This is a genomic window from Clostridium sp. C105KSO13 (assembly GCF_001517425.1).
Taxonomy (GTDB): domain Bacteria; phylum Bacillota; class Clostridia; order Lachnospirales; family Lachnospiraceae; genus Muricomes.
This window is the reverse complement of sequence record NZ_FBWL01000119.1, coordinates 1-2,367: the sequence shown is the minus strand read 5'-3', so window position 1 is coordinate 2,367 and position 2,367 is coordinate 1. Positions and strand designations below refer to the sequence as shown.

Annotated in this window: 1 rRNA gene; it reads left to right on the top strand. The window is 52.3% G+C overall.

Annotated features, from left to right (window positions below):
- Positions 1-2,315 (top strand): 23S ribosomal RNA (locus BN3456_RS01230); the annotation flags it as partial.
- Positions 2,316-2,367: the final 52 nt, after the last annotated feature.

Genomic DNA, 2,367 nt, shown 5'->3' with positions numbered 1-2,367 from the left:
CGACCGCGTACTTTTTGTAGAACGGTCCGGCGAGTTACGCCGGCTGGCAAGGTTAAGGGCTTTAAAGGCCCGGAGCCGAAGGGAAACCAAGTCTGAATAGGGCGAGCACAAGTCAGTCGGAGTAGACCCGAAACCGGGTGATCTATCCATGTCCAGGTTGAAGTTGCCGTAAAAGGCAATGGAGGACCGAACCCACATCCGTTGAAAAGGGTGGGGATGAGGTGTGGATAGGGGAGAAATTCCAATCGAACCCGGAGATAGCTGGTTCTCCTCGAAATAGCTTTAGGGCTAGCCTCATATAAAAGTCTTGCGGAGGTAGAGCACTGAATTTCCTAGGGGGCGTCAAAGCTTACCAAAGAATATCAAACTCCGAATGCCGTGTAGATGATGTATGGGAGTCAGACTGTCCGAGATAAGTTGGATGGTCAAAAGGGAAACAGCCCAGACCTGCGGCTAAGGCCCCAAAATGTGTGTTAAGTGGAAAAGGATGTGGGATTTCAAAGACAGCTAGGATGTTGGCTCAGAAGCAGCCATACATTCAAAGAGTGCGTAATAGCTCACTAGTCGAGAGGTCCTGCGCCGAAAATGTCCGGGGCTCAAACACACTGCCGAAGCCCGGGAATTGACGAACGTCAATTGGTAGAGGAGCATTCTTAGAGGGAGGAAGCTGTATCGTAAGGAGCAGTGGACTTCTAAGAAGAGAGAATGCCGGAATGAGTAGCGAGAGGAAGGTGAGAATCCTTCCGGCCGAATATCTAAGGTTTCCAGAGTAAAGCTGATCTGCTCTGGGTAAGTCGGGGCCTAAGGCGAGGTCGAAAGACGTAGCCGATGGACAACAGGTGGAGATTCCTGTACTATATCATGACAGAACTGTGGGGACGCAGACAGAGAGCGCATCCCGGGAACGGAAAACCCGGGGCAAGCGTAAAAGGAGCACAGCAGGCAAATCCGTTGTGCAATCCAAAGACGTGAAGCGGAGCGAACTAAAGTAGCGAAGTGCGTGAGCTGACTGCCAAGAAAAGCCGCTATTGTTCATGGTATACCCGTACCGTAAACCGACACAGGTGGATGAGGAGAGAATCCTAAGGCCGACGGGAGAAGCATTGTTAAGGAACTCGGCAAAATGACCCCGTAACTTCGGGAGAAGGGGTGCCTGGGAAACCAGGCCGCAGAGAATTGGCCCAAGCAACTGTTTAGCAAAAACACAGGTCTATGCAAAACCGAAAGGTGAGGTATATGGGCTGACGCCTGCCCGGTGCTGGAAGGTTAAGGGGAGAGGTTAGCGTAAGCGAAGCTTTGAACTTAAGCCCCAGTAAACGGCGGCCGTAACTATAACGGTCCTAAGGTAGCGAAATTCCTTGTCGGGTAAGTTCCGACCCGCACGAAAGGCGTAATGATTTGGGCACTGTCTCAACAATGCACCCGGTGAAATTGAAGTACCAGTGAAGATGCTGGTTACCTGCGCCAGGACGGAAAGACCCCATGGAGCTTTACTCTAGTTTGATACTGGGATTCGGTATTGCATGTACAGGATAGGTGGGAGGCTAAGAACCCGTGACGCCAGTCGCGGGGGAGCCGCTGTTGGGATACCACCCTTGCAGTGCTGGGTTTCTAACCAACGGCCGTAAACCGGTCGGGGGACAATGTCAGGCGGGGAGTTTGACTGGGGCGGTCGCCTCCGAAAGGGTATCGGAGGCGCTCAAAGGTCTTCTCAGAATGGTCGGAAACCATTCGCAGAGCGTAAAGGCATAAGAAGGCTTGACTGCGACACCGACGGGTGGAGCAGGTACGAAAGTAGGACTTAGTGATCCGGTGGTATAAAGTGGGATTGCCATCGCTCAACGGATAAAAGCTACCCTGGGGATAACAGGCTTATCACTCCCAAGAGTTCACATCGACGGAGTGGTTTGGCACCTCGATGTCGGCTCATCGCATCCTGGGGCTGAAGTAGGTCCCAAGGGTTGGGCTGTTCGCCCATTAAAGCGGTACGCGAGCTGGGTTCAGAACGTCGTGAGACAGTTCGGTCCCTATCCGGCGTGGGCGTAGGATATTTGAGAGGAGCTGTCCTTAGTACGAGAGGACCGGGATGGACTGGCCGCTGGTGTATCTGTTGTCTTGCCAAAGGCATAGCAGAGTAGCCAAGCCGGGACGGGATAAACGCTGAAGGCATCTAAGCGTGAAGCCCCCCTCAAGATAAGATATCCCATAACGTAAGTTAGTAAGACCCCTTGAAGACGACGAGGTAGATAGGGCAGAGGTGGAAGTGCAGCAATGCATGGAGCTGACTGTTACTAATAGGTCGAGGGCATAACCAGACAAGGTGATAGGAGATAATAAGGATGATTCTTTGTATGTAGTTTTGAAGGT